The organism is Kribbella sp. NPDC049174 (genome assembly GCF_043197365.1).
Lineage (GTDB): Bacteria > Actinomycetota > Actinomycetes > Propionibacteriales > Kribbellaceae > Kribbella.
The window spans coordinates 1-901 of the sequence record NZ_JBICSZ010000019.1; the positions used below are offsets into that span (position 1 = coordinate 1).

General features: G+C 62.9%; 1 protein-coding gene. It reads left to right on the forward strand.

What is annotated here, in order from left to right; genetic code table 11:
* Positions 1-103: 103 nt before the first annotated feature.
* Positions 104-901 (forward strand): M12 family metallopeptidase (locus ACGFIF_RS43205; RefSeq protein ID WP_393163650.1); only part of this gene is annotated, 798 nt, incomplete at its 3' end.

A 901-nucleotide genomic window follows, 5' to 3' on the forward strand; every position in this document is an offset into this window, starting at 1 on the left:
GATGCCGCCGGTGGAGTTCGAGCAAGCCCACTACGCTGCTCTCAACCGAGAGCAGCAACCCGTATAAGAGCGGCAGAGAACCTGGGGTGGTTCACGGACGAATCTGACCGCGGCGATCACCCAGTGGCACGACCGCACGCGGTTGGCCCTGCGGCAGCGTCAGACCACTGATACAGCGTGGCTGACCTGCAGGGACAGCAACCAATGCTCGTCCTGGGTCGGGCGCCGAGGTGGGTCCCAGGACGTCAACCTTTCAGCCCAGTGCGGGACAGGTGCAACGATTCATGAGATAGGCCATGCGGTCGGCCTGTGGCATGAGCAGAGCCGGGAGGACAGAGACACCTTCGTCACAATCCACTGGCAGAACATCCAGGCCGGCCAGTCACACAACTTCAACCAGCACATCAGCGATGGCGATGACGTCGGCGCGTACGACTTCGGATCGATCATGCATTACGGTTCGACCGCATTCGGCACCATCGACCCGGCGACAGGCCGACCCCGCACGACCATCTCGCCTACTCAACCCTTGCCACCGGGCACGATCATGGGGCAGCGCGCGGGGCTGAGTGTTGGTGACCGTGCGGCTGTTGCACAGATGTACTGGCCCATCTATCCGCACTCCTGGAATACCTGGGTGGGCAGGTTCGAGGGTGGCAGCCAGGACCAGCTTCTGTACTACTCGCCGGCGCGACAGGTCTGGTATCTGGGCCGAACGAACAACAGCGGCGCCCTGGTGTTCACGCAGATCGGAGACACAGCAGGCTTCGGCGACCTCGATGACGGCCGACCATTCTGGGTCGGTGACTTCACCGGCGGCGGAACCACCGACATCCTCTTCTACTACCCCGGCGACGACAACTGGTGGCTCGGAACAGTCACCAACGGCCAACTCGTGTGG